Annotated in this window: 20 protein-coding genes; 11 read left to right on the top strand and 9 right to left on the bottom strand. The window is 67.5% G+C overall.

The features are described 5' to 3' along the window. Positions 1-8: 8 nt before the first annotated feature. Both NVV90_RS10380 and NVV90_RS10375 read left to right on the top strand, forming a co-directional pair. Positions 9-746 (top strand): energy-coupling factor ABC transporter ATP-binding protein, encoded by a 738-nt coding sequence (locus NVV90_RS10380; protein WP_258437232.1) that lies wholly within the window; start codon positions 9-11, stop codon positions 744-746. After that, positions 743-1366 carry an energy-coupling factor transporter transmembrane protein EcfT gene (locus NVV90_RS10375; protein WP_258437231.1) on the top strand — a complete coding sequence of 208 codons (624 nt, stop codon included), beginning with the start codon at positions 743-745 and terminating at the stop codon, positions 1364-1366. The genes NVV90_RS10380 and NVV90_RS10375 overlap by 4 nt, the downstream gene beginning before the upstream one ends. 11 nt (positions 1367-1377) lie before the next feature. On the opposite strand, the gene NVV90_RS10370 is transcribed toward NVV90_RS10375, so the two are convergent. Beyond that, the gene (locus NVV90_RS10370) at positions 1378-2622 is read right to left on the bottom strand and encodes a thiolase family protein (protein ID WP_396125300.1); all 1245 of its coding nucleotides are present in this window, start codon (positions 2620-2622) and stop codon (positions 1378-1380) included. Continuing rightward, positions 2594-3985: a class I adenylate-forming enzyme family protein gene (locus tag NVV90_RS10365; RefSeq protein WP_258437229.1), complete on the bottom strand. Its 1392-nt coding sequence runs from the start codon at positions 3983-3985 to the stop codon at positions 2594-2596. The genes NVV90_RS10370 and NVV90_RS10365 overlap by 29 nt, the downstream gene beginning before the upstream one ends. Before the next feature lie 61 nt (positions 3986-4046). Between NVV90_RS10365 and NVV90_RS10360 the strand changes: the two genes are divergently transcribed. Then, complete coding sequence (locus NVV90_RS10360) at positions 4047-4955, top strand: neutral zinc metallopeptidase (protein ID WP_258437228.1); 909 nt, start codon at positions 4047-4049, stop codon at positions 4953-4955. Between the two features lie 134 nt (positions 4956-5089). Here NVV90_RS10360 and NVV90_RS10355 read toward each other — a convergent pair whose 3' ends face one another. From NVV90_RS10355 to NVV90_RS10330, 6 genes are read right to left on the bottom strand one after another with little or no spacing between them, the layout of a single operon-like run. Then, positions 5090-5422, bottom strand: a complete 333-nt coding sequence (locus tag NVV90_RS10355; RefSeq protein ID WP_207616901.1) for a metal-sulfur cluster assembly factor — start codon at positions 5420-5422, stop codon at positions 5090-5092. Between the two features lie 12 nt (positions 5423-5434). Further along, a complete protein-coding gene (gene sufC / locus NVV90_RS10350; RefSeq protein ID WP_258437227.1) occupies positions 5435-6223 on the bottom strand; it encodes a Fe-S cluster assembly ATPase SufC in 789 nt (262 codons plus the stop codon). Positions 6224-6273: 50 nt separating this feature from the next. Further along, on the bottom strand, positions 6274-6630 hold the full coding sequence (locus NVV90_RS10345) for a non-heme iron oxygenase ferredoxin subunit (RefSeq protein WP_258437226.1): 357 nt from the start codon (positions 6628-6630) through the stop codon (positions 6274-6276). Between the two features lie 26 nt (positions 6631-6656). After that, positions 6657-7955 (bottom strand): Fe-S cluster assembly protein SufD, encoded by a 1299-nt coding sequence (gene sufD / locus NVV90_RS10340; protein WP_258437225.1) that lies wholly within the window; start codon positions 7953-7955, stop codon positions 6657-6659. Further along, positions 7955-9418 carry a Fe-S cluster assembly protein SufB gene (gene sufB / locus NVV90_RS10335; RefSeq protein WP_207616897.1) on the bottom strand — a complete coding sequence of 488 codons (1464 nt, stop codon included), beginning with the start codon at positions 9416-9418 and terminating at the stop codon, positions 7955-7957. The genes sufD and sufB overlap by 1 nt, the downstream gene beginning before the upstream one ends. Then, the gene (locus NVV90_RS10330; protein WP_258437224.1) at positions 9418-10242 is read right to left on the bottom strand and encodes a metalloregulator ArsR/SmtB family transcription factor; all 825 of its coding nucleotides are present in this window, start codon (positions 10240-10242) and stop codon (positions 9418-9420) included. The genes sufB and NVV90_RS10330 overlap by 1 nt, the downstream gene beginning before the upstream one ends. Before the next feature lie 108 nt (positions 10243-10350). Here NVV90_RS10330 and NVV90_RS10325 point away from each other — a divergent pair, with 108 nt between their 5' ends. Genes NVV90_RS10325 through NVV90_RS10315 form a run of 3 tightly spaced genes read left to right on the top strand, consistent with a single transcriptional unit; the run spans position 10351 to position 13089 of the window. Beyond that, on the top strand, positions 10351-11316 hold the full coding sequence (locus tag NVV90_RS10325) for an ABC transporter ATP-binding protein (RefSeq protein ID WP_258437223.1): 966 nt from the start codon (positions 10351-10353) through the stop codon (positions 11314-11316). Further along, positions 11313-12098 (top strand): ABC transporter permease, encoded by a 786-nt coding sequence (locus NVV90_RS10320; RefSeq protein WP_258437222.1) that lies wholly within the window; start codon positions 11313-11315, stop codon positions 12096-12098. The genes NVV90_RS10325 and NVV90_RS10320 overlap by 4 nt, the downstream gene beginning before the upstream one ends. A 46-nt stretch (positions 12099-12144) precedes the next feature. Then, a complete protein-coding gene (locus NVV90_RS10315) occupies positions 12145-13089 on the top strand; it encodes a heme A synthase (protein ID WP_258437221.1) in 945 nt (314 codons plus the stop codon). 94 nt (positions 13090-13183) lie between these two features. Here NVV90_RS10315 and NVV90_RS10310 read toward each other — a convergent pair whose 3' ends face one another. Continuing rightward, positions 13184-14143, bottom strand: a complete 960-nt coding sequence (locus tag NVV90_RS10310; RefSeq protein WP_258437220.1) for a heme o synthase — start codon at positions 14141-14143, stop codon at positions 13184-13186. Positions 14144-14522: 379 nt separating this feature from the next. Here NVV90_RS10310 and tkt point away from each other — a divergent pair, with 379 nt between their 5' ends. From tkt to NVV90_RS10285, 5 genes are read left to right on the top strand one after another with little or no spacing between them, the layout of a single operon-like run. Next, the gene (gene tkt / locus NVV90_RS10305) at positions 14523-16685 is read left to right on the top strand and encodes a transketolase (protein ID WP_258437219.1); all 2163 of its coding nucleotides are present in this window, start codon (positions 14523-14525) and stop codon (positions 16683-16685) included. 30 nt (positions 16686-16715) lie between these two features. Continuing rightward, the gene (tal, locus tag NVV90_RS10300) at positions 16716-17834 is read left to right on the top strand and encodes a transaldolase (protein ID WP_258437218.1); all 1119 of its coding nucleotides are present in this window, start codon (positions 16716-16718) and stop codon (positions 17832-17834) included. 6 nt (positions 17835-17840) lie between these two features. Continuing rightward, positions 17841-19472: a glucose-6-phosphate isomerase gene (locus tag NVV90_RS10295; protein WP_258437217.1), complete on the top strand. Its 1632-nt coding sequence runs from the start codon at positions 17841-17843 to the stop codon at positions 19470-19472. A 15-nt stretch (positions 19473-19487) separates the two neighbouring features. Further along, complete coding sequence (zwf, locus tag NVV90_RS10290) at positions 19488-21044, top strand: glucose-6-phosphate dehydrogenase (protein WP_258437216.1); 1557 nt, start codon at positions 19488-19490, stop codon at positions 21042-21044. Continuing rightward, a complete protein-coding gene (locus NVV90_RS10285; RefSeq protein ID WP_258437215.1) occupies positions 21041-21982 on the top strand; it encodes a glucose-6-phosphate dehydrogenase assembly protein OpcA in 942 nt (313 codons plus the stop codon). The genes zwf and NVV90_RS10285 overlap by 4 nt, the downstream gene beginning before the upstream one ends. The last annotated feature ends 34 nt before the right edge of the window (positions 21983-22016 follow it).

The following is a 22016-nucleotide window of genomic DNA, read 5'->3' as shown; positions in this document are numbered from 1 at the left end:
ATCGGTACATGAACACCATCATTTTCAACGGGGTCGCGGTGCGTGTGGCGGTCGACGGCAGCCACACGGCCAAGACCCTGCTGCAGGACGTCTCACTTGAACTCACGGAACGCAGAATCGGCGTCATCGGGGCCAACGGCTCCGGGAAGTCCACCCTGCTGCGGCTCCTGAACGGACTCGTGGAGCCGAGCGAGGGCACGGTGACCGTCAACGGATCCGACACTGCGTCCGAAGTGCGGCACGTCCGCGGCCAGGTGGGATTCGTGTTCACCGATCCCCTGTCGCAACTGGTCATGCCCACCGGCCGTGAAGATGTGGAGCTTTCCCTGCGCCGCTCGATCAAGAATGGCCGGGAACGCGCCGCCCGCGCCGAGGCCGTGCTGGACCGTTTCGGGCTGCTGCGCCTGGCGGACCAGAGCATCTACGAGCTCTCCGGCGGCGAACGCCAGCTCCTGGCACTGTGCGCCGTCCTGGCAGTGGATCCCAAGGTTCTGGTGCTCGACGAGCCGTCCACGCTGCTGGACCTGCGCAACCGCGAACTCCTGCGCCGCACGCTCGCCGGACTGGAGCAGCAGATCATCATGTCCACCCACGACCTCGAGCTCGCGCTGGACATGGAACGCGTCCTGGTGGTTGACGACGGCCGGATAGTGTTCGACGGCGGAGCGGCCGAGGCCGTGGCCCGGTACCGCGCGCTGTGCGCCGCCGGGCTCGAAGCAGTTCCGGAAGGCGTGCACAGGCCATGAGGGGCCACGGCTTCCTGATCGCCAACTACGTCCGTGGCAACTCTGTCGTCCACCGGACGCCGCTTTGGCTGAAGTTCCTGCTGGTGGCCGGCTGCGGGACGGCCTCGTTCCTGATCGTCGACTGGCTGGTGTCCGCAGCCGTGCTGGCCGTGATGTGCGGCCTGTTCCTGCTCACCGGAGCCGGGGCAGGCCGTTTGTGGCGGGCGGTCTGGATGGTGGCGCCGATCCTCATTGTCATTGGCCTGTTCCAGTGGTGGCAGCTGGGCGGCCCCACCGCGGCCAGGATCGTGCTCAACGTGCTGGTGTGCGTGGTTGCGGCGTCCGTGCTGACGGCCACTACCCCGGTGCAGGACCTGCTGGACGGTGTGGTGTCCTTGGCCAAGCCCCTCAAGCGCTTCGGCGCCGACCCCGAACGCTTTGCCCTCACCATCGCAGTGATGCTGCGCAGCATCCCGTTCATTGCCGGCGCCTTCTCCGACGTCAGGGATTCCGCACGGGCCCGCGGCCTGGAACGCAATCCGCGCGCACTGGTCTTGCCGGTGTTCATCACCACGGTGGCCTACGCCCGCCAGACCGGTGACGCGCTGGCCGCCCGAGGCCTGGGCGAAGCCGAGGACTGAGTCCGGCAGCCTCAGAGGCGCGAATACCGCAGCAGGGCCGCGGTACCCATGCCGCCGGCAATGCTGATCATCGCCAGGGCCAGGCTCTCCGCTCCCGTGGCACTGTGCGCAGCACGGGCCTGCGCGAGCAAGCGGGTCACCAGCACGGCACCGGACGCACCGTAACCATGCCCGAACGCGAGGGCCCCGCCGTCGGCGTTTGCCCGTTCCGGATCAAGTCCCAGCTCGTCCATGCAGGCGATCGTCTGCGAGGCGAATGCCTCATTGAACTCCACGAGATCGAGCTGTGCCGCCTCCACGCCGTGGGCTGCGAGGAGCCGCCGCGCCGCCAGGGCGGCTCCGATGCCCAGCAGCGTGGGGTCCACACCTGCCGTGTCGCAGCCCAGAACCAGCAGCCCGTCCGCCGCACCCAGCTCCCGGGCGCGTTTGAGGGAGGTAACCACGACGGCGGAGGCGGCGTCCGCGTCGAAGCAGGAGTTTCCGGCGGTGACGGTTCCGCCGGCCACGAAGGCGGCCGGGAAGCGGGCCATGAGCGCCGGCTTCAGCGAGGCCCGGGGGCCGTCGTCGGCATCGACCGTCTTGCCGGAGGCCTCAAGCGCCACGGTCTCGCCTGCAAAGACCCCGGCCCCGGCAGCAGCCACGGCCCGGCCATGGCTGCGCAGGGCGTACTCGTCCTGCCGTTTGCGGGTCACCCCGAATTCGCGGGCCACGTTTTCGGCGGCCACGCCCATGTCCGGATCACCCAAGGAGGGCGGCACGAAGCGGGCCCTGGTGTAGAACTCCAGCCCGCCGTCGTCGTTGCGGTCGGCACGGGCAGGGGCGGTGCTGATGCTTTCGACTCCGCCGGCCAGGAACACCGGATCCCCGCCGGCGGCCACCAGGCGCGCGGCCAGGGAAATGGCGTCCAGGCCCGATCCGCACTGCCGGTCCACGGTGAGGCCCGGGACGCTGGCGGGCATTCCTGCCTGGAGCGCCGCGAACCTGGCCACGTTGCCGCCGCCGCCCACGGCATTGCCGATCACGACGTCGCTGACCCCGGCCGGATCGATCCCGGTGGACTCCACGAGCGCCGCCAGCACGGGTGCCAGCAGATCGTGGGCGCGCAGTGACTTGAGCTGGCCGTTGGCGCGGCAGATCGGGGTGCGTAGTGCCGCGATGATGACGGGCTGGCGCGATGCGGCGTCACGGCCCGGCACGGGGGCAGTGTCGTCCCAAACCGGGCCCACGCTAGGCAAGGGGTTTGGCCCGGGGATCATGGTTCTTGATCCAGTCGAGGAACACCTTCCGGCTGACCTTGCCGCGGTCCGTCATGGGAAGCTCGGACAGGGCGAAGTACTGCAGGGGCCGCTTGTCGCGGGCGAGCAGTCCGTCCAGGCCGGTCCTCAGCTGCGTGGCGGTGACCGCCCCGTAGGCGGGCAGCACCCCTGCCACCACCTTTTGGCCACGGATGTCGTCCACGGCACCGGCGGCGACGGCCGCCGAGATCCCCGGGACCGAAGCCAGCGCGAGCTCCACCTCGTGCGGGTAGACGTTTTTGCCGGAGGTGATGATCATGTCCGAGCGGCGGCCCAGGATGTGCAGGACACCGTGGTCCAGGTAGCCCTGGTCCCCTACCGTGTACCAGCCGTCGAAGCACCTCAGCGCCTGGCCGTCGTCGCCCCACAGGTAGCCGTTGCTGACCATGCCGCTGCGGACGCTGATGTTGCCGTGTTCGCCGTCGGCCAGTTCCGCGCCCGAGTCGTCCAGGATCTTCAGCTCGACGCCGGGGAACGGCTTCCCGATGCCGGTGCCGCCGGCGTCGAGCGGTTCCCCTGCGGCAAGCCGGGTACCCGAGACGAAACTGAGCTCGGAGGCACCGTAGTACTCGAAAATGGCGGCGTGCGGCGCCCAGCGCCGTGCGGCCTCGAGGGTGCGGGCATCCAGTTTGGAACCGGCGCAGATGATGCTGTTGATGCCCGAGGCGTCCACACCGCCGGCCAGGCCGCGTTCACTGAGCAGGCGCAGCATGGTGGGTGCCAGCACGAGCCGGGTGATGCCGTCGTGGCTGATGGCCGCATGGGCCTCGCCGACGTCGAACGATTCCAGGGTGTGGAACGCGGCCCCGGCGTAAAGGCACTCGGACAGGGCGTACAGGTTGAGGCTTGCCGAGAGCGGCCCCGGGGCAAGGGTCCGGTCCTGCGGTGTCAGGCCGAAAAACTCGATGGAGGCGTCGAAGGACGCCTGCCAGGACTGCCTGGAACGGGTGAAGGCCTTCGGTACGGAGGTGGTTCCCGAGGTGAGGCCGATCAGGAACGTCGACGCCGGATCGCCGTCCGCCAGTTCCCCGCCCGCTTCGCCGGCAGGCCCGCCGATGCGGTCCCGGACGTCGTCGATCATGGGCTGCGGCCACAGCGAGTCCAGCACGGCACAGCGCCGTTCGCCGGCAACCGCCGCAGCGTAGGACTCCACGAAGGACAGGGAATTGGGCTCGGCAAGGATGGTGGTGGCGGTGGTGGCGCGCAGCCGCTGCGTTGCGGCGTCGCGGAGACCGCCCCAGTTGAGCCGGCTGCTGCCCACTACGACGGCGGTGTCGTGGGGGCGCTCATCGGCCCAGAGCTGAAGTTTGTCCAGGAATGGCATTGGATTGATTTTACCGGCAGCCTTGCCTTCCGGTCTGCTCCGTGACGGCTATCGTGGCAATATGAGTTTCAATGACGGGGTCCAGCTGGACCCATCCCAGGTGGAGGACCGCCGTGGCGGCGGCATGCGGCGCGGAACCAAGATCGGCGGCGGCATTGGCGGCGGCATCGTGGTCCTGCTGCTGGCACTCCTGGGGATCACCAACCCCCAGCTGATCGAAGGCCTCGCCGGCAGCGGAAGCCAGCCACCCGCCGTCGGAAGCGGCGCTTCCAGCGGCGGCACCCAGGAATGCAGGACCGGCGCCGACGCCGACCAGCGCCTGGACTGCCGCATCACCGGCACCGCCAACAGCCTCAACAATTTCTGGCCGGCGTACCTGGCCGACTACAACGTCAAATACCCGCGCCCCAGGACTGTGCTGTTCAGCGGGGCCACGAACACCGGATGCGGTCCCGCCTCCACCGCCGTGGGGCCCTTCTACTGCCCGGCGGACAGCACCGCCTACTTCGACCCCGGCTTCTTCGAGGAACTCGTCACCCGCTTCGGTTCTTCCGGAGGGCCGCTGGCCCAGGAATACGTGGTGGCCCATGAATTCGGCCACCACGTCCAGGACGTCCTGGGCAACCTCGACCTCGCCCAGCAGGACCCGCAGGGGCCACAGTCAGGCGCCGTGCGGGTTGAACTCCAGGCCGACTGCTACGCCGGCCTCTGGGTCCGGTACGCCACCACCCAGAAGGATCCGCAGAGCGGCCGGCCGTTCCTTGACCCACTGACCGAGAAGGACCTGCAGGACGCCCTGTCCGCCGCCTCGGCCGTGGGCGATGACCGCATCCAGGCGGCCGCCACTGGCCGGGTGTCCCCGGAATCCTGGACGCACGGTTCCAGTGCCCAGCGGCAGAAGTGGTTCTACACCGGCTACAGCACCGGCGACATCAACAAGTGCGACACCTTCGGGGTGGCGGCGCCCTAGCCGATACGGCCCGGATACGCCGACGGCGGGTGCCTGGCTCATATGAGCCGGGCACCCGCCGTTTCACGTCAGGGGCCTCCGCCGCCGAGGGTTCCCTGGCCGAAGCGAAGCGAGGCTAGGGAGGCGGTGGGGACCTAGATGTTGAAGCCGAGGGCCCGCATCTGGTCCTTGCCGTCGTCGGTGATCCGTTCCGGACCCCATGGCGGCATCCATACCCAGTTGAGGCGCCAGTCGTCCACGACTCCGTCGAGGGACTTGCCCACCTGCTCTTCGAGCACGTCCGTCAGCGGGCAGGCCGCCGTCGTCAGCGTCATGTCGATCAGCAGGGCACCGTCGTCGTCCGAGTACTTCAGGCCGTACAGCAGGCCAAGGTCAACCACATTGACGCCGAGTTCGGGGTCAATGACGTCCTTGAGTGCCTCCTCGACGTCCTCAAGGCTGGTGCGCGCCGTGTTGGTATCGGTCATGGCGGGTCCTAACTAGGCCTGTGCAGCTGCGGCGATGGTGGCTGCGCCGGCGCCGGTGGCGTAGCGGTCGTAGCCCTCTTCTTCGAGACGGTCGGCCAGCTCGGGGCCGCCCTCCTCGACAACCTGGCCGTCAACGAAGACGTGGACGAAGTCCGGCTTGATGTAGCGCAGGATGCGGGTGTAGTGCGTGATGAGCAGCGTGCCCATGTTGCCGCCTTCGTGGGCGCGGTTGACGCCCTCGGAGACAACCTTGAGGGCGTCGACGTCCAGGCCGGAGTCGGTCTCGTCCAGGACGGCGAACTTCGGCTTGAAGAGCTCGAGCTGCAGGATTTCCACGCGCTTCTTCTCACCGCCGGAGAAGCCTTCGTTGACGTTGCGCTGGGCGAAGTCGGCGTCGATGCGCAGCTGCGCCATGGCGGCCTTGACGTCCTTGGTCCAGGTGCGCAGTGCCGGTGCTTCGCCGTCGATGGCGGTCTTGGCGGTGCGCAGGAAGTTCGTCATGGTGACGCCCGGAACCTCCACGGGGTACTGCATGGCGAGGAAGACACCGGCGCGGGCGCGCTCGTCAACGCTCATGGCCAGCACGTCTTCGCCGTCCAGCGTGATGCTGCCGCTGGTGACGGTGTAGCGCGGGTGGCCGGCAATGGTGGAGGCCAGGGTGGACTTGCCCGAACCGTTGGGGCCCATGATCGCGTGGGTCTCGCCGGTCTTGATGGTCAGGCTGACGCCCTTCAGGATCTCCTTGGTGCCCTGCTCCGTCTCAATGCTGACGTGCAGGTCCTTGATCTCAAGAGTAGACATGCTCTTCTTTCTTTCGTTCGTAAGTCTCAGTACTTCTCAAGCAATGGATCTCAGTAGTTCTCTACCGAGGCGCCGTTCACAACGTTGCTCACGTCCACGTAGACGTCGTCACCATCGAGGGTGACGGCGAAAACGGGAACGGGGTCGTAGGCGGGGAGCTGGAGCGGCTGGCCGCTGCGCAGATCGAACTGGGAGCCGTGGCCCCAGCACTCGATGGCGCAGCCTTCAATCTCGCCCTCGGACAGGGAGATGTCCGCATGCGAGCAGGTGTCCCCGATGGCGTGGATCTCTCCCATCGAGTCCCTCACGATGGCTACGGGGTAGTCATCGATCAGGATGCGCAGCGCCTGCTTGACCTGAATGTCGTTGGCGTTGCACACCAGTTCGCCTTTTGGCTGTTCGCTCATGTGGATTTCTTCCTGCCCGGCCGTTGTTAGTTGTCGCTCGCAGCGAGCTCACGCTCAACAGCCGCGGTCAGGCGCTCTTCGAGAGCCGGGACCTTGATCTGCTGGATGATCTCGTTGAGGAAGCCGCGCACCACCAGACGGCGGGCCACATCTTCCGGGATGCCGCGTGCCATGAGGTAGAACAGGTGTTCGTCGTCGAGGCGGCCGGTGGCGCTGGCGTGGCCGGCACCTTCGATCAGGCCGGTCTCGATCTCAAGGTTGGGAACCGAGTCGGCGCGGGCACCGTCGGTCAGCAGCAGGTTGCGGTTGGCCTCGTAGCTGTCCGTGCCTTCGGCTTCCTTGCGGATCAGGACGTCGCCGACCCAGACCGCGTGGGCGTTGCGGCCCTGCAGTGCGCCCTTGTACAGGACGTTCGACTTGCAGTTGGCCACGGCGTGGTCAACGAACAGGCGCTGCTCAAGGTGCTGGCCGGCGTCGGCAAAGTACAGGCCGAACATTTCGGCCTCGCCACCGGGAGCCGTGAAGCGGGTGGACGGCGTCACGCGGACGAGGTCGCCGCCCAGGCTGACCACGATGTGCTTGAACTTCGCGTCGCGGCCCAGCTTGGCCTGCTGCGAGGAAGCGTGCACGGCGTTGTCGTTCCATTCCTGGAGCGAGATGACGGTGAGCTGCGCACCGTCTTCGACGATGATCTCGACGTTCTCGGACACGACCGCGGTGCCCTGGTGGTCCAGGATCACCACGGACTTGGAGAAGCGCTCGGCAACAATCACGATGTGCTGCGCGGATGCCTCTTCACCGGCACCGGTGACGAGCACGGAGATTTCGTCCTCGGCCTCAAGCTCGGCGGGAACGGTGACGACCGTCGCTTCGGCGAAGTTTTCCCAGGCATTGGCGGACACGCGGTCCTCCGGGATGCCGGCCTGGCCGATGCGCTGGTCATCGCGGCCGACGGTCTCGACGACAACGCCGGCGGGGGCCGTGACGGCGACGGACGGGGCCGCGCCGTTGAGGACGCTGTTGTGGAGGCCGCGCAGTCGCTTGAGCGGGGTGAAGCGCCAGTCTTCCTCCAGGCCCGTGAGGGGCTTGAAGTCCGCGAGCTGGTAGGAGGTCAGGCGGCCGGCGCGGGAGCTGTCCGGGATGCCGACGCCGCCGCCGTGCGAGTGGCTCTTGGCGGAGTCCCCGGCGAGCGGACCTGCCGACGGCGCTGCCGCCGTACCGGCGTTGATCGGCGAGAGGCTCTCGCCTTCCTCGGTGAAGCCGTCGATGAACGGCTGGGCCGAGGGCGCGCCGATGCGCGCCTTTTCAGTAGTGATGTCAGTCATTAACCGACCGATCCTTCCATCTGCAGTTCAATCAGGCGGTTCAGCTCAAGGGCGTATTCCATGGGCAGCTCACGGGCGATCGGCTCAATGAAGCCGCGCACGATCATGGCCATGGCCTCGTCCTCGCGCATGCCGCGGGACATCAGATAGAACAGCTGCTCTTCGCTGACGCGGGAAACGGTGGCTTCGTGGCCCATCACCACATCGTCTTCACGGATGTCGATGTACGGGTATGTGTCCGAACGGCTGATGGTGTCCACCAGCAGGGCGTCGCAACGCACAGTGTTGGCGGAGTGCTTGGCACCCTCGCGGACCTGGACCAGGCCGCGGTAGGCGGCACGGCCGCCGCCACGGGCCACGGACTTGGAGATGATGGAGCTCTTGGTGTTCGGCGCGATGTGCACCATCTTGGAGCCGGTGTCCTGGTGCTGGCCTTCGCCGGCGAAGGCGATGGACAGGGTCTCGCCCTTGGCGTGCTCGCCAACGAGGTAGACGGCCGGGTACTTCATGGTCACCTTGGAGCCGATGTTGCCATCGATCCATTCCATGGTGGCGCCCTCTTCGCAGATGGCGCGCTTGGTGACCAGGTTGTACACGTTGGTGGACCAGTTCTGGATGGTGGTGTAGCGGACGCGGGCGCCCTTCTTCACGATGATCTCCACCACGGCGGAGTGCAGCGAGTCCGAGGTGTAGATCGGAGCCGTGCAGCCTTCGATGTAGTGGACGTAGGAGTCCTCGTCGGCGATGATCAGGGTGCGCTCAAACTGGCCCATGTTTTCCGTGTTGATGCGGAAGTAGGCCTGCAGCGGGATGTCCACGTGGACGCCCTTGGGCACGTACACGAAGGAACCGCCGGACCATACGGCCGTGTTCAGCGAGGCGAATTTGTTGTCGCCCACCGGGATGATGGTGCCGAAGTACTCCTGGAAGATCTCCGGGTGTTCACGCAGTGCGGTGTCGGTGTCCAGGAAGATGACGCCCTGGGCTTCCAGGTCCTCGCGGATCTGGTGGTACACAACCTCGGACTCATACTGCGCGGCGACACCGGAGACGAGGCGGCTGCGCTCTGCTTCCGGGATGCCCAGCTTCTCGTAGGTGTTCCGGATGTCTTCCGGAAGGTCTTCCCACGTGGCGGCCTGCTTCTCGGTGGAGCGCACGAAGTACTTGATGTTGTCGAAGTCGATGCCCGAGAGGTCTGCACCCCAGGTGGGCATGGGCTTGCGGTCGAAGTACTTCAGGCCCTTCAGGCGCAGGTCCAGCATCCATTCCGGCTCATTCTTCTTGGCCGAAATGTCGCGGACTACCTCGTCGTTGATGCCACGGCGTGCGTTGGCGCCGACGTCGTTCTTGTCGGCCCAGCCGTACTCGTAGTTTCCGATACCGTGCAGTTCGGGATTCTTCTCCAGAATCTCCGAGATCACAGTGCCGTCAGCTACCGCTTTCTCTGCTAGTTGGTCCGTCATCACGGCCTTTCTTGCTGGTTGTTTGATTCCTGGTACGGGCTGTCCGGCTGCACTGAGGGGCCGTCAGGCTCCTTGGCAACCGGGCGCCCGGTAGGTATGTGGGTGGTGCAAACGTGGCCGCCGCCGGCGAGCGTGGACAACCTGCGGACGTCCACGCCGACCAGACGCGAGAACACCTCGGTCTCGGCGTCGCAGAAGACCGGGAACTCCGCGGCCAGGTGCTGGATGGGGCAGTGGCCCTGGCACAGCTGGATGCTGGACAGCGCCGCGGGGAGCGGCGCCTTGGCCTCGATGGAGTGGGCGGAGGCGACGTAGCCGTCGCGGCTGAGCGCCTTGGACAGCGCCATGGCGCGCTCGGCGATGTCCGGTCCGGCGTCGTTGACTTCCGGCGCGTAGCGCCGTTCCATGTCGGCAAAGCGCTCGACGGCGTACTCACGGACGGCTTCGTCGCCCGCCAGTTCCTGCAGGCGCCTGAGGGCGGAGCTGGCGATGTTGAGGTAGTCGTCGCCGAGTTTCGATTGGCCCTGCGAGCTCAGGACGTAGCGGCGGGCGGGACGCCCGGCGCCCGCGCCGGCCCTGGCCACGCGCTTGACCTCAATGACGCCGCTGCGTTCCAGGTGGTCCAGGTGGCGGCGGACGGCGGCGGGGGTGAAGCCGAGGAGCTCCCCCAGCTCGGCGGCACTGACCGGGCCATGCTCCAGCACGGCGCCGAGGACGCGGTCGCGCGTGCGGTCTTCCGCGTCAGGCAGCGCCGGCGTGCCCGCAAGGGGCTCGGCCGTCAGTGCGCCATGCCGCTTGGACGGCACGGAAACAGGGCTGCTCATGGAATACACAACACAATCATGTCGTAATTTCATCCTGGCAGCCAGTAAGGCAAGGCTGGCCTGAGGCGCCCACGGCGGCGGCCGTACTACTTCACGTAGAATACTCTGGTGCGATCCCCCGATTCCCCTGTCCTCGTTATTGACGGACTCATTAAGGATGTTGGCCCGCTGGCCTCCCTTGACGGCAAGATGCTCCGGGTGGTCGGAGGCCTTTCCCTCGTGGCCGAACGCGGCCAGATCACCGCGCTCCTGGGCGCCAACGGTGCCGGCAAGACCACCACGCTCGAATGCGCCCAGGGCCTCCAGCGGCGCACGGGCGGAAGTATCTCCCTCCTGGGCGAAGACCCGGACACGGCCGGGGCATCCCTGCGGGCACGCGTCGGCGTCATGCTCCAGGACGGCGGGCTGCCGCCGTCGGCCCGTCCCATCCCCCTGCTGCGCCACGTCGCCGGAATGTACCGGAACCCCATGTCCGTGGACCTCCTGGTGGAGCGGCTTGGCATCTCCCAGTTCAGCCGGACCAACATCCGGCGCCTGTCCGGCGGGCAGAAACAGCGGCTGGCCCTGGCCGCCGCGCTGGTGGGCAACCCCGAGATCCTGTTCCTGGACGAACCCAGCGCCGGCCTTGATCCCCAGTCCCGCCAGATCGTGTTCGAACTGATCGCCGAGCTCCGGGACTCCGGCATGGGCATCGTCCTGACCACCCACCTGATGGACGACGCGCAGCGGCTGGCAGACTACGTCTACATCATCGACGGCGGGCACAACGTCGCCGAGGGCACCGTCGCCGAACTACTGAGCGGCGACCACTCCACCGGCGAGGACATCACCGAGCGGACCCTGTTCTTCGATGCGTCCGCCGGGCTTGATTTCTCCGCCGCCCTCGGCGCGGGCCTCACTGTCAGCGAGAGCCGTGCCGGCAGCTACGCCGTCACGGGCACCCTGACCCCGGCAGACCTTGCCGCGCTCACCGCATGGTGGGCAGCGCGGGACATCATGCCGGCTTCCCTGCGCCTCGAAGCGCGCAGCCTCGAAGACGTTTTCCTGGACATCTCCGGAAGGGACATCCGATGAGCAACGCACTGGCCGGCCAGCAGGCAGGCCGGGACGGACACGCCGGACCAGCGCCCATCCTGCGCCGGATCCTGCTCCAAGGCCGCTACGAAACCCTGGCGATGATCCGCAACGGCGAACAGCTGATCCTTGCGGTCATCCTGCCCCTGCTCGCGCTGGTGGGCCTGACCGTCACGCCGCTTCTGGACGGCCTGGGCGGCAGCCGCATCGACGTCGCAGTGCCGGGCATCCTGGCGCTCTGCGCCATGTCCACGGCCTTCACCGGGCAAGGCATCGCCACCGGCTTTGACCGCCGCTACGGTGTGCTGCGCTTCCTTTCCACCACGCCGCTCGGACGGACCGGCCTGATCGCCGGGAAGATCCTGGCCGTGCTGGTGGTCTTGGCCCTCCAGGTCATGGTGGTCGGCGCCGTCGCTGCCATGCTCGGCTGGCAGCCGAGGCCCGAAGGCTGGCTGCCGGGCCTGGCCCTGCTGGTCCTGGGCGCCGCGGCATTCACCGCGCTGGGCCTGCTGGTGGCCGGCACGGTACGGCCCGAAGCCACCCTGGCCATCACCAACCTGCTGTGGATCCTGCTCGGGGCGTTGGGCGGCATCGTGGTGCCCGCCGAGCGCCTGCCCGCACTGGCCCAGGGCATCGTGCACTTCCTGCCCTCGGGGGCACTGGGCCAGGCGCTGCGGGATGCCTTCCTGCATGGCGTTGTGCCCCTGCCCGCCGTCATTGTCCTGGTGCTGTGGACGGTCCTGGCCGGTGCCGCAGCCATCCGCTGGTTCAAATGGAACTGAGAGCCCCGTTGTGGGCCCGAACCGTCAATTGGAATTGAGAGAAACTTTGAGCACGGCTTCCCGCCTCCCGAAAACCATCCAGCGCCTCGCAGCCAAGCTTCCCACGCAGCTCAACAGCAGCATCCGGCGCCTGGCGGTGCTCTCCCTCATCGGCCAGACCGTGCTGGTGGTCACCGGCGGCGCCGTCCGCCTGACGGCCTCCGGCCTGGGCTGCCCCACGTGGCCGCGGTGCACCAGCGACTCCCTGGTGAACACGCCCGAAATGGGCATCCACGGCTTCATCGAGTTCGGCAACCGGCTCCTGACCTTCGCCTTGGCCGCGGTGGCCGTCGCCATGCTGGTGTACCTGTGGAACCTCCGCAAGGAACGCCGCGACCTCTTCCTGCTGGCGCTGGGGCTGCTCGCCAGCATCCCGGCGCAGGCCGTGATCGGCGGCATCACGGTGCTCTCGAACCTCAACCCCTGGGTGGTGGGCCTGCACTTCCTGGTGTCCATGGCCCTCGTGGTCCTCGCCACCCTGCTGGTGAACCGGGCCTACGGCCGCGCGGGGCGCTTCATGAACCGCACCCTGCCCGCCCTGCCCGGCGTTGCTTCGCCGGTGATGGCCGCCGTCGCCGCGTTCTCTGCCCTGGCCGTGATGCTCGGCGTGGTGGTGACCGGGGCCGGCCCGCACGCCGGCGACGCCGACGCGCCCCGCAACGATCTGGACTGGGACCTGTTCTCCCACATCCACGCCGTCCCGGCCTACCTCATCACCGCCGGAACGCTCTTTGCGCTCTACCTGGTGCTCCGCAAGCGCATCCCGGGCATCTTCCGGACTGCCGTGTTCCTGCTCCTTGCCGTGACCCTGCTGCAGGCCGTCATCGGCTTCACCCAGTACTACAACGGCATCCCGGCGCTCCTGGTGGGCGCCCACATGCTCGGCGCCGCGCTGCTCATGAGCGCCGCCACGAATGCAGCAGACATAGCCCGCTTCAGCCCGGTCAAGTAGCCGCAGCTTAAACAACAACGCGGGGTCACTCCGCGCCCATCCACCTCGTTGGCATGGGCCGGGAGTGACCCCGCGTTGTTGTTTGGTGAGGCCCTTAGCCAACCAGCGGGGAACCGATGAACGGATCCACGGCGAGGGCGATGAAGAGCAGCGTCAGGTAGCTGATGGAACCGTGGAAGACCTTCATGGCGCCCTTGTTGGAGACGTCGCCGCCCTGGGCGCGGTTGTACAGGGCGTGGGACTCGTAGAGGAACCAGGCTCCCGCGGCGACGGCGGCGATGGTGTAAACCCAGCCGGCCCGACCGACGGGAACCATGAGCAGCGAGCAGGCAACCATGGCCCAGGCGTAGAGGACCACCTGCACGGAAACCACTTTGGCCCCGGCGATGGCGCCGAGCATGGGGACGTTGGCGTTGCGGTAGTCCTCGCCGTAGCGCATGGACAGCGGCCAGTAGTGCGGCGGCGTCCAGAGGAAGATCACCATGAAGAGCACGACGGCGGGCCACTCGAGGGTGTTGGTGACGGCGGCCCAGGCGATGAGCACCGGGAAGCAGCCGGCGGCTCCGCCCCAGACGATGTTCTGTGCCGTGCGGCGCTTGAGGATCATCGTGTAGATGACCACATAGAAGAGGATGGCGCCGAGTCCCAGCCAGGCCGCGAGCGGGTTGGCACCGAACCACAGGATGGCGATGGACGCCGCGCCCAGGATCCAGCCGAAGATGAGGGCTTCCCGGGGGGTCACTTCACCGGTGACGAGGGGCCGCTTCTCGGTGCGGTGCATGAGCTTGTCGATGTCTCGGTCGATGTAGCAGTTGAAGACGCCGGCGCTGCCGGCGGCGAACGCTCCGCCGACGAGCGTGGCCAGGATGAGCCCCAGCGAGGGGAAGCCGCGCTGGGCGAAGATCATGGTGGGCAGGGTGCTGACCAGGAGCAGTTCGATGACGCGAGGTTTGGTGAGGGCAAGATACGCCTTGAACTTACGGGAGATTCCGTTGCTCCCCCGGGCGGGGGACGCGTTGATGGGCGTATCTGTTGTGCTCACGGTGGCAGTCACTCTGTTCTATGCTCTGGTGTTCTCGCAGCGGCGGCTGTCCAAATTCAGGGGATGCACATGCCGCTGGTGGCCTCCAGATATCATACCGTGGCCCGAAGTGGGCCGTGGCACCGAAAATTCCCCAATGTTTCCGAAACTTCACGCCTTGTAAACCGCACAGTGATTCATAAAACGGAATTTCCGCCCAATTTTGGGAAATCCCACGGCCCAGGCCCCCGAATGAGGCTAAGCTGTCTGCAGATCAGCACTCGACGGCTTTCCGGGAAAACGCATTCTCAGGATCGGGTGACTGGGTGATAGATCAACGTTTCAATGGTGAACGGCTGGTAGACAACCCGCAGCGGGCGCCATCCTGTGCCCCTGCTCCGGCGCGTCCTCAATGCCTGCCGTCAGCACAGAGAGGGGCTCGGTTTTCGTGCCACATTTGGAAGAGCAAGAACTGTCATGGACCAGCTTGGACCAGCGCGCTGTTGACACCGTGCGTGTCCTGGCCGCGGATGCCGTGGAGAAGGTCGGCAACGGCCACCCGGGCACGGCAATGTCCCTGGCGCCCGCCGCATACCTGCTGTTCCAGAAGCTGATGCGCCACGACCCCAAGAACCCGGACTGGATCGGCCGTGACCGGTTCATCCTGTCCCCGGGCCACACGTCCCTGACCCTGTACATCCAGCTCTTCCTCTCCGGCTACGGCCTGGAGCTGAAGGACCTCGAGGCGCTGCGCACCTGGGGTTCGCTGACCCCGGGCCACCCGGAGTACAAGCACACAGCCGGCGTGGAGATCACCACCGGTCCGCTCGGCCAGGGCCTGGCCTCCTCCGTGGGCTTCGCCTACTCCCAGCGTCGCCAGCGCGGCCTGTTCGACCCCGAGGCAGCGGAGGGCACCAGCCCGTTCGACCACACCGTCTGGGTCATTGCCTCCGACGGCGACCTCCAGGAAGGCGTGACCTCCGAGGCTTCCTCGCTGGCCGGCCACCAGGAACTGGGCAACCTCGTGGTGATCTACGACGAGAACCACATCTCGATCGAAGACGACACCGACATCGCGTTCACCGAGGATGTCCTCAAGCGCTACGAGTCCTACGGCTGGCACACCCAGCGCGTTGACTGGACCAAGACCGGCGAATACGTCGAAGACGTCCAGGAACTCTACAGCGCCCTGCTCGCGGCCAAGGCCGAGACGAACAAGCCCTCCATCATCTCGCTGCGCACCATCATCGGCTTCCCGGCCCCCAAGAAGCAGAACACCGGCAAGATCCACGGTTCCGCCCTGGGCACCGAGGAAGTCGCGGCACTGAAGGAAGTCCTGGGCTTCGACCCCGCCAAGACCTTCCAGGTTGATGAAGACGTCCTGGCCCACGCCCGCGCCGTTGTTGACCGCGGCGCAGCCGCCCGCACCGAATGGCAGGCAGACTTCGAAGCATGGCAGTCCGCCAACCCGGAGAACGCCGCACTGCTGGAGCGCATCGAAGCCAAGAAGCTTCCGGTGGAGCTCGACGCCGCACTGCCGGTGTTCGAGGCCGGCAAGGACGTGTCCACCCGCGCCGCGTCCGGCAAGGTCCTGAACGCCATCGGCCCGGTCATGCCCGAACTCTGGGGCGGCTCCGCCGACCTCGCCGAGTCCAACAACACCACCATCGAGGGCTCGCCGTCGTTCATCCCGGCATCGCGCTCCACCGATGCGTGGAAGGGCAACCCCTACGGCCGGGTCCTGCACTTCGGCATCCGCGAACACGCCGCAGCGTCGATCGTGAACGGCATCAGCCTGCACGGCCGCACCCGGGCGTTCTCCGGCACCTTCCTGATCTTCTCCGACTACCAGCGCCCCGCCATCCGCCTCGGCGCCCTCATGGGTGTCCCGTCGCTGTACGTGTGGACGCACGACTCCATCGGACTGGGCGAAGACGGCCCCACCCACCAGCCGGTGGAACAGCTCGCCACGCTGCGCGCCATCGTGGGCCTGGACGTGGTCCGCCCCGGCGACGCCAACGAGGTCGCTGTGGCCTGGAAGACCATGCTGGAGAACCACGAGAACCCTGCGGGCATCGTGCTGACCCGCCAGAACATCCCCACCTACGCCCGTGGTGAAGGCGAAGCCGAGGGCGACACCTTCGGCTCGGTCGCAGGCGTGGCCAAGGGCGGCTACGTCCTGGCCGAAGCCTCCAAGGACGGCGCGACCGTTCCCGCCGACGTGATCCTGATCGGCACCGGCTCCGAGGTCCAGCTGGCCGTCCAGGCCCGCGAAGCCCTCCAGGCCGAAGGCATCGCCGCCCGCGTGGTCTCCATGCCGTGTGTCGAATGGTTCAAGAAGCAGGACGCCGCCTACCGCGAAGCTGTCCTTCCGGCTGCCGTCCAGGCACGCGTTTCGGTCGAGGCCGGCCTGGCCCTGGGCTGGGCCGAGTTCGTCGGCTCCGCAGGCCGTTCGATCTCGCTCGAACACTACGGCGCTTCCGCCGACTACAAGCGCCTCTTCCAGGAGTTCGGCATCACGGCAGAGGCAGTCGCCGCCGCCGCCAAGGACTCCCTCGCCGGCCTCCCGGCCTGACACGAACAAATTTTCAAGGAGATAAAGAAAATGACTACGACTCCCACGCAGCAGCTTTCCGATGCCGGTCTGTCGATCTGGCTTGACGACCTCTCCCGGGAACGCCTGTCCAGCGGCAGCCTGCAGAAGCTGATCGAAGAGAAGAACGTGGTCGGTGTGACCACCAACCCGTCGATCTTCCACGCCGCCATCACCACCGGCCACTACTACGACGGGAAGGTCGCCGAACTCGCCGCCCAGGGCGCCACCCTGGACGAAACGATCTTCGAGATCACCACCACCGACGTCGCCGACGCCTGCGACCTCTTCGCCCCGGTCGCCGCCGCAAGCAAGGGTGTTGACGGCCGCGTCTCCATCGAGGTGGACCCCCGCCTCGCCTGGGACACCGAAGGCACCATCGCCGAGGCCAAGCACCTCTACAAGAAGGTCAACAAGGACAACGTCCACATCAAGATCCCGGCGACCCTCGAAGGCCTCGCGGCGATCACCGCTGTCCTGGGCGAAGGCATCAGCGTCAACGTGACCCTGATCTTCTCCCTGGAGCGCTACCGCGCCGTCATCAACGCCTTCCAGTCCGGCCTGGAGCTGGCCAAGGAAAACGGCCACGACCTCTCCACGATCCACTCGGTGGCATCCTTCTTCGTCTCCCGCGTGGACACCGAGATCGACAAGCGCCTCGACGCCCTGGGCACCGACGAAGCCAGGGCCCTCAAGGGCAAGGCCGGCGTTGCCAACGCCCGCCTCGCCTTCCAGGTCTACGAAGAGCTCTTCTCCACCGAACGCTGGGCAGTGCTGGCCGAGGCCGGCGCCCTGCCGCAGCGCCCCCTGTGGGCCTCCACCGGCGTCAAGGACCCGGCATACCCGGACACCCTGTACGTGACCGAACTGGTCGCCGCCGGCATCGTCAACACCATGCCGGAGAAGACCCTTGAGGCCACCTTCGACCACGGCGTAGTCACCGGAGACACCATCTCCGGCACCTACGAGGCCGCCAACGAAACCCTCAACGCCCTCGAGGCGCTCGGCGTTTCCTACAACGACGTCGTGGCCCTGCTCGAGTCCGAAGGCCTCGAGAAGTTCGTGGCCAGCTGGAAGGAACTGCTGGCCGACGTCGAGGGCGCCCTCGCCGCTGCACGGAAGGCTTCCTAACCCACCATGAGCACACTCAGCTACGACGCCACCGGTGCCGCACGACAGGCCATCGAGAAGCACATCGACGGTCTTGTCGAAGACCGGATCGCCACGCGGATCTTCGCCAAGGACCACACCCTGTGGGGTCCCGACGCGGAGTCCGAATCCGCCGTCCGCCTCGGATGGGTTGAGGCCGCGGCCGTCTCCCAGCCGCTGGTAGACGGCATCCTGGAACTCGGTGATGCCCTGCGCGCCGAGGGTATCACCCGCATTGTCCTGTGCGGCATGGGTGGTTCTTCCCTGGCTCCCGAGGTCATTGCCGGCACCGCTGGCGTCGAGCTGACTGTGCTGGACAGCACCGATCCCGAGCAGGTCGGTGCCGCCGTCGCGGACCGCTTGGCCGAGACCGCCATCGTGGTCTCGTCCAAGTCCGGTTCCACCCTTGAGACGGACTCCCAGCGCCGCATCTTCGAGCAGGCCTTCACCGAGGCCGGCATCGACGCGAAGAGCCGCATCATCATCGTGACGGACCCCGGCTCCCCGCTGGACAAGGCCTCCCGCGAGGCCGGTTACCGTGCCGTCTTCAACGCCGACCCCAACGTCGGCGGACGCTACTCCGCGCTGACCGCCTTCGGCCTGGTGCCCTGCGGCCTGGCCGGCGTGGACATCCAGGCATTCCTGGACGAGGCCGAGGAAGCCGCCGAAATCCTCAACGAGGACGCCGCGGACAACATCGGGCTCGCCCTGGGCATCGCCCTCGGCGGCACGGCTCCCTTGCGCAACAAGATCGTCATCGCCGAGGATGGCTCCGGGATCGTCGGCTTCGCCGACTGGGCCGAGCAGCTCATCGCCGAATCGACCGGCAAGCTGGGCACGGGCGTGCTTCCCGTCGTCGCCGGCCCCAACGCCCCGGAGGTCAGCGGCGGCGCCGACGACGTCCTGGTGGTGCGGCTGGTGGGCGAGGACTCCGACGTCGAACTCGGTGAAAACGAAGTCGCGATCGCCGGTGGCCTGGCCACCCAGATGCTGGTGTGGGAATTCGCGACGGCGGTCGCCGGGCGCCTGCTCGGCATCAACCCCTTCGACCAGCCCGACGTCGAGGCAGCCAAGGTTGCCGCCCGCGGCCTGCTGGACGCCCGCCCCGAGCCGACCCCTGCCGCCTTCGTTGACGGTTCGGTGGAGGTCCGCGGCGGTGCCTGGCTGGGCGACGCCGCCACGGTTGGCGAAGCGGTGCAGGCACTGCTGGGCGAACTGGGTGCCACGGGTTACCTGAGCGTCCAGGCGTACCTGGACCGCATCACGCATGCCCCGCTGGAAGGCGTCCGGGACCAGCTGGCTGCAGTCGGCGGCCGCCCCGTGACGTTCGGCTGGGGCCCGCGGTTCCTGCACTCCACCGGCCAGTTCCACAAGGGCGGCCCCGCTATCGGCGCCTTCCTGCAGGTCACGGCCGCCTCGGCCACGGACCTCGCCATCCCCGAGCGCCCCTTCACCTTCGGTGAGCTCATCGCGGCCCAGGCCTCCGGTGACGCCCAGGTCCTGGAAGGCCACGGCCGTCCGGTTCTCCGCCTGCACCTCACCGACCGTGCGGCCGGCGTGGCGCAGCTCCAGGATGTTGTCGCTGCGCTGGCCGGCCAGGCCAGCGCCCTCGAAAGCTAAGGCACAATAGCAAACATGCCAGAATCTGAAAACGGCAGGAAGAACGCCGGGCCGCGCAATCCCCTCCGGGATCCGCGCGACCGGCGCCTGAACCGCATCGCCGGGCCGTCGTCGTTGGTGTTCTTCGGAGTCACCGGCGACCTCGCCCGCAAGAAACTCATGCCCGCGGTCTATGACCTTGCCAACCGTGGCCTGCTCCCGCCGAGCTTCGCCCTGGTGGGCTTCGGCCGCCGTGAATGGGACAACGAAGACTTCGCCGCCGAGGTGAAGGAAAACGTCAAGGCCCACGCGCGCACCAAGTTCGACGAGGCCGTCTGGGAGCAGCTGGCCTCGGGCGTGCGCTTCGTCCAGGGCGAGTTCGACGACGACGACGCCTTCGAGCGTCTCGGCGACACCCTGGACGAACTCGACGCGACCCGCGGAACCCGCGGCAACCACGGCTTCTACCTCTCGATCCCGCCCAAGGCGTTCGAACAGGTCTGCCGGCAGCTCTCCAAGCACGGCCTCGCCCAGGCGAAGTCCGGGCAGTGGCGGCGCGTGGTCATCGAGAAGCCCTTCGGCCACGACCTCGAGTCGGCCCGGCAGCTGAACGACATCGTGGAATCCGTATTCCCCCAGGATGCCGTATTCCGCATCGACCACTACCTGGGCAAGGAAACGGTCCAGAACATCCTGGCCCTTCGTTTCGCCAACCAGCTGTTCGAACCGCTGTGGAACGCGAACTACGTGGACCACGTGCAGATCACCATGGCCGAGGACATCGGCACGGGCGGCCGCGCCGGCTACTACGACGGCGTGGGCGCGGCCCGCGACGTCATCCAGAACCACCTGCTGCAGCTGCTCGCGCTGACCGCGATGGAGGAGCCCATCTCCTTCAACGCGGACGACCTGCGGGCCGAGAAGGAAAAGGTCCTGGCCGCGGTCAAGCTTCCGGATGACCTGTCCACGCACTCCGCGCGCGGCCAGTTCACGGGCGGCTGGCAGGGCGGCGAGCAGGTGCAGGGCTACCTGGACGAGGACGGCATCCCCGCCGACTCCAAGACCGAAACCTTCGCCGCGATCCGCGTGGACATCAACACGCGCCGCTGGAACGGCGTGCCGTTCTACCTGCGCGCCGGCAAGCGCCTGGGACGCCGCGTCACGGAAATCGCCGTGGTGTTCAAGCGCGCCCCCAACCTGCTGTTCCGCGACCATGCTGAGGACGACTTCGGCCAGAACGCCGTGGTGATCCGCGTCCAGCCGGACGAGGGTGCCACCATCCGTTTCGGCTCCAAGGTGCCGGGCACGCAGATGGAAGTCCGCGACGTCACCATGGACTTCGGCTACGGCCACTCCTTCACGGAGTCCAGCCCCGAAGCTTACGAACGCCTCATCCTGGACGTCCTCCTGGGCGAACCGCCGCTGTTCCCCCGGCACGCCGAAGTGGAACTGTCCTGGAAGATCCTTGACCCGTTCGAGGAATACTGGGCCGGCCTGGACGAGCAGCCGCAGCCGTACGCCCCCGGCAGCTGGGGCCCCGCCTCGGCCGACGAACTCCTTGCCCGCGACGGACGAACCTGGAGAAGGCCATGATCGTAGATCTTCCCGACACCACCACCTCCAAGATCTCCAAGAAGATCACGGCCCTGCGCGAGCAGGGCGGCGTGATCGCCCTGGGCCGCGTGCTCACCCTCGTGGTGGTCACCAAGTCCGGGCTGGAGGAGGAAGCCATCGAGGCGGCCAACGAGGCCAGCCGCGAGCACCCCTGCCGCATCATCGTCCTCGCCGACGCCGGGGCCGAGGCCCCGGACCGCCTGGACGCCCAGATCCGGGTGGGCGGCGACGCCGGCGCCTCCGAGGTGATCGTGCTCCGCGGCTTCGGCCAGCTCGCCCACGAGAGCGAATCGCTCGTGGCCGCGCTGCTGCTGCCCGACGCGCCGATCGTGGCCTGGTGGCCGCACGGCGCCCCGGAAAGCGCCTGCGAAACCTCCATCGGGCGCATCGCGCACCGCCGGATCACCGATTCCGCCAACGAGGCCGACCCGGCGGTGGCCCTGGAGAGAATCCGCTCCACGTACAAGGCCGGCGACACCGACCTGGCCTGGACCCGGCTGACCAACTGGCGCATGCAGCTGGCCGCGGTCTTCGACCAGATGGACGGCGACCCCGTCTCGGCCATTGCAGTCGAGGGCGCCTCGGACTCCCCGTCCACCCTGCTCCTGGCGGCCTGGCTCACCCGGGCGCTGGAAGCACCGGTCACCATCGTGGCCGATCCGGCGGGGACCGGCATCCGCCGCGTCCGCCTCACCCGCTCCAGCGGCGACGTCCAGCTCTTCCGCCCCGGCCTGTCCGTGGCGGAACTGAGCCAGCCCGGCCAGCCCACCCAACGGATCTCCCTGCCGCGGCGCAGCCTCAAGGACTGCCTCGCCGAAGAACTCCGCCGGCTCGACCCCGACGAAGTCTTCGGAGAAGTGATTACGATGGGACTGCCCCTAACCAGCCAGAGGAGAGTCCACACAAGTGCACGCTGACCCCAGAGTAAGCATCCATCCAGACTCCGCCGTC

Source organism: Arthrobacter sp. CJ23, from assembly GCF_024741795.1.
Taxonomy (GTDB): domain Bacteria; phylum Actinomycetota; class Actinomycetes; order Actinomycetales; family Micrococcaceae; genus Arthrobacter.
This window is presented reverse-complemented; position numbering and strand designations above follow the sequence as displayed.